Source organism: Yoonia sp., assembly GCF_036007805.1.
Classification (GTDB): Bacteria; Pseudomonadota; Alphaproteobacteria; order Rhodobacterales; family Rhodobacteraceae; genus Yoonia.
In genome coordinates this window covers 1-6,934 of record NZ_DASYOK010000019.1, presented here as the reverse complement: position 1 = coordinate 6,934, position 6,934 = coordinate 1, and the positions used below count along the sequence as shown (strand labels likewise).

Below are 6,934 nucleotides of genomic sequence, written 5' to 3'. Positions count from 1 at the left end.
ACCGTCAGGTCACGCAAAAAGATCGCCGTGCTGGCTTGGTCCGTCAGTGTGCTTCCCGAACGCAATGGACAACTCTAGACATCCAGGAAATTTGCCCCACTCATGTTGTATAGAACTGTTGGCATTTTTGCCCGCGCGTGGGACAACCTTCGTCAACGATTTCATTCTTGGACAAGCACGCAACAAACATGACAAAAACCGCACTCATTACAGGCATCACCGGGCAAGATGGCTCTTACCTTGCTGAATTCTTGCTCGAAAAAGGGTATGAGGTGCATGGTATCAAACGCCGCGCGTCCTCTTTCAACACCCAGCGGGTCGATCACATCTATGAGGACCCCCATGTCGATAACGCGCGTTTCAAGCTGCACTATGGTGATCTGACCGATACCTCGAACCTGACACGCATTCTCTCCGAGGTTCAGCCCGATGAGGTCTATAACCTTGGTGCCCAATCCCATGTCGCGGTGAGTTTCGAGGCGCCAGAATACACCGCCGATGTCGATGGCATCGGGACACTGCGGCTTTTGGAAGCCATCCGTTTTCTGGGCCTTGATAAAAAGACCCGTTTCTATCAGGCCTCCACATCCGAACTCTACGGCCTTGTCCAAGAGACGCCCCAACGCGAAACAACGCCCTTCTACCCACGCTCGCCCTACGCGGTTGCAAAGCTCTATTCCTACTGGATGACGGTGAACTACCGCGAGGCTTACGGGCTTTATGCCTGCAACGGCATCCTTTTTAACCACGAAAGCCCGCGGCGCGGCGAAACCTTTGTGACGCGCAAGATCACCCGCGGTTTGGCGCATATCGCCCAAGGGTTGGAGCCGTGTCTTTACATGGGCAATATCGACAGCCTGCGGGACTGGGGCCATGCCAAGGATTACGTGCGTATGCAGTGGATGATGCTGCAGCAAGACCAGCCCGAGGATTTTGTCATCGCCACCGGCAAGCAACATTCTGTGCGTGACTTTATCAACTGGTCCGCCGCGGAACTGGGTTTGACGCTGGAATTTACCGGCGAAGGTGTGGATGAGGTGGCCACGGTCGCCAGCATCGCCGGCGATATGGCCCCTGCCCTGAAGCCGGGCGATGTGATCATGCGGATCGACCCGCGCTATTTCCGCCCCGCCGAAGTTGAAACACTGCTTGGCGATCCTTCCAAAGCCAAGCAGAAACTTGGCTGGGAGCCGCAGATTACCGCCCAGGAGATGTGTGCCGAAATGGTGGCCGAAGATCTGAAAACTGCCCGCAGGCACGCGTTTCTCAAGGCGAACGGGATGGACGTACCCGTCGCATATGAGAGCTGAGATGGCGGGGATGCAAAAGGTATACGTGGCAGGCCATCGCGGCATGGTTGGCGGCGCCATCCTGCGCCAGTTGAAAGAACGCGGGGATGCAGAGATCATCACACGTACTCATGCAGAACTGGACCTGACAGACCAATCAGCGGTGCGCGATTTCATGCAGGCCGAGAAGCCCGATGTCGTCATCCTTGCCGCAGCCAAAGTGGGCGGCATCCATGCCAACAACATCTTCCCCGCTGATTTTATTTATGAAAACCTGATGATCGCCAGCAATGTCATCCATCAGGCCTATGCTGCCGGCGTGACACGTCTGCTGCAACTGGGATCGTCTTGCATCTATCCGCGCGACGCAGCCCAGCCGATGCGGGAAGACGCGCTGTTGACGGGGACGCTCGAACCCACAAATGAACCTTATGCTGTGGCCAAGATCGCAGGCATCAAGCTTTGCGAAAGCTACAACCGTCAGCATGGCGTCGATTATCGCAGTGTGATGCCGACCAATCTTTACGGCCCCGGTGATAATTTCCACCCTGAAAACAGCCATGTCCTGCCCGCGCTGATGCGCCGCTTCCATGAAGCCGCACAGCAAAACCGCGATGAGGTTGTGATCTGGGGCAGTGGCACGCCACGACGCGAATTCCTGCATGTCGATGATATGGCCGCGGCCTCGCTCTTTGTGCTGGACCTGCCAAAGGCCGGCTATGACGCCAACACCGAACCAATGCTGAGCCACATCAACGTGGGCACGGGCACCGATATTTCGATCCTTGAACTGGCGCAGGCCCTCGCAAAGGTCACAGGGTTTCAGGGCCGGATCACAACCGATCCTTCCAAACCTGACGGAACGCTGCGCAAACTGATGGATGTGGGACGACTGGCCAAAATGGGCTGGCGCGCGCAGATCAGTCTTGAGGATGGGATTGCGGGAACCTACCAATGGTATCTGGCGAATTTGGAAAACTTAAGGGATTAGACAGCTATGGCGCATAAGATCAATCCAGTTCTGCTCTGCGGTGGCGCAGGGACACGGCTTTGGCCATTGTCGCGCAAATCCTACCCCAAGCAGTTTGTGAAACTGATCGGCGAAGAAAGCCTGTTTCAGGCCTCTGCGCAGCGGCTGACAGGGGCGGATTTCGCAGCACCCTCGGTCGTGACAGCCGCGGATTTCCGGTTTGTTGTCTTGGAACAATTGGCAGCAGCGGAAATCTCCCCTGCCGATATCCTGATCGAACCTGCTGCCAAAAACACCGCCGCCGCGATTTGTGCTGCCGCATTGGCGCTGGAGGCCCGCACACCCGGCGCGCTGATGCTGATCGCGCCGTCGGACCACGTGATCCCTGACGCAGACCGGTTTCGCGCGACGGTCGCGGCCGCTGTGCCCGCCGCGCTGGATGGCCAACTGGTCACCTTTGGCATCCGGCCAGACCGTCCCGAAACAGGCTATGGCTGGCTCGCCCTGTCAGACGCGCCAACCGCTGATTTTGCACCAACACCTCAGCCTTTGCAGGGTTTCGTGGAGAAGCCTGATCTTGCGACAGCCGAGACACTCTTAGCCGGCGGCATGCACCTGTGGAACGCAGGTATTTTCCTGTTCTCGACAACCACGATCCTTGCCGCCTTTGCCGCGCATGCACCCGAGGTTCTGGCCGCGACCCGCGCCGCCTTTGAGGCCGCCGAGGCCGATCTCTCCTTTACCCGCCTCGCCCCCGACGCTTGGGCCGGTTGCCCGGAAATTTCAATTGACTACGCCGTGATGGAGCAGGCCAAGAACCTGACCGTCGTGCCCTATGGCGGCGCATGGTCCGACCTTGGCGATTGGCAGGCCGTTTGGCGCGACGGCAAGGCGGATGCACAGGGAGTTGTTACATCCGGTCCTGCCACCTCCATCGACTGCAAAGACACACTGCTACAGGCAACCAGCGGTGCACAACAACTGGTTGGTATCGGACTGGAAGGTCTGGTCGCCATCGCAATGCCCGATGCCGTTCTGATCGCGCACAAAGACCGCGCGCAGGACGTCAAACAGGCGGTTGTCAAACTCAAGGCCGCCGCTGTCCCCCAAGCCGAAACCCTGCCGCGCGACTACCGCCCTTGGGGGTGGTACGAAAGCTTGGTGGTCGGGACGCGTTTTCAGGTAAAACGGATCGTCGTGCATCCGGGTGCTGCCCTGTCATTGCAAAGTCACCATCACCGTGCCGAACACTGGATTGTCGTGGAAGGCACCGCAAAAGTGACGATCGACGACAACGTCCAGCTTTTGAGCGAAAACCAATCCGTCTATATCCCGCTGGGTGCGGTGCACCGCATGGAAAACCCCGGCAAGCTGCCACTGACACTGATCGAGGTACAGACAGGGGGCTATCTGGGCGAGGACGATATCATCCGCTACGACGATGTGTATGCCCGCGGTCAAGGAGCAAAAGGATGAGTGCGCTGACCTGTTTCAAAGCCTACGACATCAGAGGGCGGCTTGGCATCGACCTTGATGCCGAAATCGCCTACCGCATTGGCCGCGCCTTTGCCGAAGCCTTGGACGCCAAGAGTGTCGTCCTCGGGCGTGATGTCAGGGCCTCGTCTGAAGAACTCGCCACAAGTGTCGCGCGCGGCTTAATGGATGCGGGATGTGATGTGCTTGATCTGGGGCTTGCAGGCACCGAAGAGATGTATTTCGCCACAACCCACTTCAAAGCGGATGGCGGCATCTGCGTGACGGCCTCGCACAATCCGATGGATTATAACGGGATGAAAATGGTGCGGGCGGGGTCTGCGCCATTGGATGCAGCGAACGGGTTGGCGCGGATCAAGACGCTGGCCGAGAACAATGAATTCGCGGATGCAGGCACCACTGGTACGCTGCGTGATGTCGCAGCCGAAGCGCGTGTCGCGTATGTGGATTGCATGATGTCTTTTCTTGATCGAGACGCACTCAAGCCCCTCAAGATATTGGTGAACGCCGGTCACGGGACAGCAGGGCCAACCTTTGATGCCATCGCTGCACGGCTTGCCACACTTGGCGTGCCCCTCGTTTTCGAACGGCTTTTCCATACGCCCGATGGCACCTTCCCCCAAGGCATTCCAAACCCGCTGTTGCCCGAAAACCGCCCTGCGACAGCATCGGCCGTCATCCAATCAGGCGCCGATTTCGGCGTCGCATGGGACGGTGACTTTGACCGCTGTTTCTTCTTTGACCACGCAGGCAATTTCATCGACGGGGAATATGTCGTGGGGCTCTTGGCCGAGGCGTTTTTGGCCAAAGAACCGGGCGCGAAAATCATCCATGACCCGCGCATCATCTGGAACACCCAAGACATCGTCAGCAAAGCAGGCGGGAAGGCCGTGCAATCACCCACAGGCCACGCCTTTATCAAGCAGGCGATGCGCGATGAGAACGCAATTTACGGCGGTGAAATGTCAGCGCACCACTATTTCCGTGACTTCGTGTTTTGTGACAGCGGGATGATCCCTCTGCTGCTGGTTGCCGAACTGGTCAGCCGCAATGGCCCTCTTGCGGATCTCGTGGCGGAGCGCAAGATCGCTTTCCCGTCGTCAGGAGAAATCAATTTCTCGCTGGACGATCCAAAGGCCGCAATCGCGCGTGTGCGTGCGGAATATGCCCCTCAGGCCACCGCGATCGACGAAACAGACGGGCTTGGCATGATTTTGGGGGATTGGCGGTTCAATCTGCGCAGCTCGAACACCGAGCCGATTGTCCGCTTGAATGTCGAAGCGCGGGGAGATGCAAGTCTGGTCAGCGCAGGTGTTGCGCATTTGACCAAGCTTCTCGTTCTCTGAGCATGCGATAGGGACGTCAAAGTCGGGGCGCAGGACTAGGTCTCTCGCGATCTTTGCCGAAAGGCACGCACCGCTGGTACGGAAACCAGATAGGACCCGAAGAAAGCGGCGAGAAACGCCAGCACCGCCAGAAACGCAGCGCGGTTATTGTCCCACAAAATCACCCCGATCACCTGCGGCGCGATAACGAATGGCGCAAGCACAAGTGTCGTCAGTGGATTGGCAATCCGGCGCCGCTTTCGCCCAAGAAAGCAAATCTCCAATCCGCGCATGACCAGCTGGTGAAAGTGTAAACGGTCCGGCGACATCGCGTCTTTCTTCAATCTGCTGCGCCGATACATCGCAAAAAGCGTATCAGCGAGCGGCCAGAACAATGTCAGCAAGATCGCCCATGCGGACACTGCGGGTGCAAAGATCAGCACGGCAATACCAAACCAAGAGAGCACAAACCCGATTGTATAGGCGCCAGCATCCCCGAGGAAAATCAAACCGAATGGGAAATTCACCAAAAAGAAACCAAAGACGACGGCAGCAAGCATCATGCTCAGCATGACCATTGTGTCATGCCCTGCCTGCAGCGAAATCAGAGCGATAGAAACCGACGCGCCGATCGCAGTCATTGCCGCAAGACCGTTGACGCCATCAATCAGGTTAAACCCGTTCGCAACGCCCGCTGTGATCAGCAACGTGAAAGGAACACCAAAGATCCAGTATTGCAGCAGCAGGTCGAAATACGGCACGCTAATGCGCGGGAGCCAAGTGCCAAAAAGCATAACGACAATCAAACTGGCCAGACAAACCGCCAGCAGCCGCCCGCGTGGCGAAACCCGAAAGCCCAAATCTTCGCTCAACCCGACAAAGAAAATCAGCGCCGTTGCGATGATAAATCCAACATAGTTTTGCACAATCGTGTCTGGTGCAAAACCAACACTCAGGGCCAAAGCAAGAAAGATCGCAAAGCCCCCGATGCGCGGTGTTGGTTGTGAATGCATTGATTGCACGGCATTTTCATCGTCGTCACGGCCACACAACCAAGGGAAAATCTGCGCGAGTGCAATCAGCCCCAAGCACCCCACGAATGATATCAAGACCAGGTAGCCCAGAGAATACTGCAAGAGCGGGGCCGCGTCAGACTGCATCAATTCCGCCAAATTTTCAATTCTAGATAGATTTACAGGGCCTCTTATACAGCAACACAGCCATCTTCAACAGCCATCTAGGACAACTCTGGCTTGCGACGCCACACGATTCCGCCTGCGCCGATCACGCAGGTTGGCTCTAATATGCTGGAGTAATTTGCCGTCCTGATCACATCTGCCGCAAGGCCTGCCGCAAGCAGCACCCTAGAAAGGCACGTCATCGGCCTTGTCCGCGCTGACCACATATTGCGCCACTACATGCTTTGATCCAGCCTTATCGAATGCGATCACCAGCTTGTCACCCTCAATCCCGGTCACTTCGCCATAGCCGAATTTTTGATGGAACACGCGCGCGCCTTCGGTAAAGGCGCTGACCGCATCCAGATCAATCGTCATATTGCGTGCTTCGGACGGCATCGCCATACCGCGCTGCTGGCTGCGCGACTGCAACCGCCGCCAGCCGGGAGAGTTATACACATCCGCACTATGCGCCTTTTCATGCAGGTCGGACCCTACCATGCCCGCCATTGCCGGCGATGCGCTTGCCGCCATACCCGCCGCACCATAGCCACCACCATAAAGGCCCGGCGGCGTCAGCACCTCGACATGATCCACTGGCAACTCGTCAATGAAACGCGACGGCATTGCCGATTGCCATTGGCCATAAACACGCCGGTTCGCGGCGAAAGACACAGT

The 6,934-nt window shown here is 57.4% G+C and carries 5 protein-coding genes and 1 pseudogene; 4 read left to right on the top strand and 2 right to left on the bottom strand.

What is annotated here, in order from left to right; all coding sequences use genetic code 11:
• Positions 1-188: 188 nt before the first annotated feature.
• Genes gmd through VGP75_RS00985 form a run of 4 tightly spaced genes read left to right on the top strand, consistent with a single transcriptional unit; the run spans position 189 to position 5,099 of the window.
• Positions 189-1,310, top strand: coding sequence for a GDP-mannose 4,6-dehydratase (gene gmd / locus VGP75_RS01000; protein WP_327541869.1), 1,122 nt, complete (start codon positions 189-191; stop codon positions 1,308-1,310).
• A 10-nt stretch (positions 1,311-1,320) separates the two neighbouring features.
• Positions 1,321-2,280 (top strand): GDP-L-fucose synthase, encoded by a 960-nt coding sequence (fcl, locus tag VGP75_RS00995; RefSeq protein WP_327541868.1) that lies wholly within the window; start codon positions 1,321-1,323, stop codon positions 2,278-2,280.
• 6 nt (positions 2,281-2,286) lie between these two features.
• Positions 2,287-3,735, top strand: a complete 1,449-nt coding sequence (locus tag VGP75_RS00990; RefSeq protein ID WP_327541867.1) for a mannose-1-phosphate guanylyltransferase/mannose-6-phosphate isomerase — start codon at positions 2,287-2,289, stop codon at positions 3,733-3,735.
• Positions 3,732-5,099, top strand: coding sequence for a phosphohexomutase domain-containing protein (locus VGP75_RS00985; protein WP_327541866.1), 1,368 nt, complete (start codon positions 3,732-3,734; stop codon positions 5,097-5,099). Before VGP75_RS00990 ends, VGP75_RS00985 begins: the two co-directional genes overlap by 4 nt.
• A gap of 35 nt (positions 5,100-5,134) precedes the next feature.
• Here the strand turns inward: VGP75_RS00985 and VGP75_RS00980 are convergent, their stop codons facing one another.
• Both VGP75_RS00980 and VGP75_RS00975 read right to left on the bottom strand, forming a co-directional pair.
• Entirely contained in the window at positions 5,135-6,238 is a 1,104-nt protein-coding gene (locus VGP75_RS00980) for an MraY family glycosyltransferase (protein ID WP_327541865.1), read from the bottom strand.
• A 204-nt stretch (positions 6,239-6,442) separates the two neighbouring features.
• A pseudogene (locus VGP75_RS00975) lies at positions 6,443-6,934 on the bottom strand (DNA helicase II); the annotation flags it as partial.

Excerpts from the sequence above, each read along its gene's own strand:
- gmd (WP_327541869.1), top strand. The coding sequence starts at position 189 with ATGACAAAAACCGCACTCATTACAGGCATCACCGGGCAAGATGGCTCT.
- fcl (WP_327541868.1), top strand. The coding sequence starts at position 1,321 with ATGCAAAAGGTATACGTGGCAGGCCATCGCGGCATGGTTGGCGGCGCC.
- VGP75_RS00990 (WP_327541867.1), top strand. The coding sequence starts at position 2,287 with ATGGCGCATAAGATCAATCCAGTTCTGCTCTGCGGTGGCGCAGGGACA.
- VGP75_RS00985 (WP_327541866.1), top strand. The coding sequence starts at position 3,732 with ATGAGTGCGCTGACCTGTTTCAAAGCCTACGACATCAGAGGGCGGCTT.
- VGP75_RS00980 (WP_327541865.1), bottom strand. The coding sequence starts at position 6,238 with ATGCAGTCTGACGCGGCCCCGCTCTTGCAGTATTCTCTGGGCTACCTG.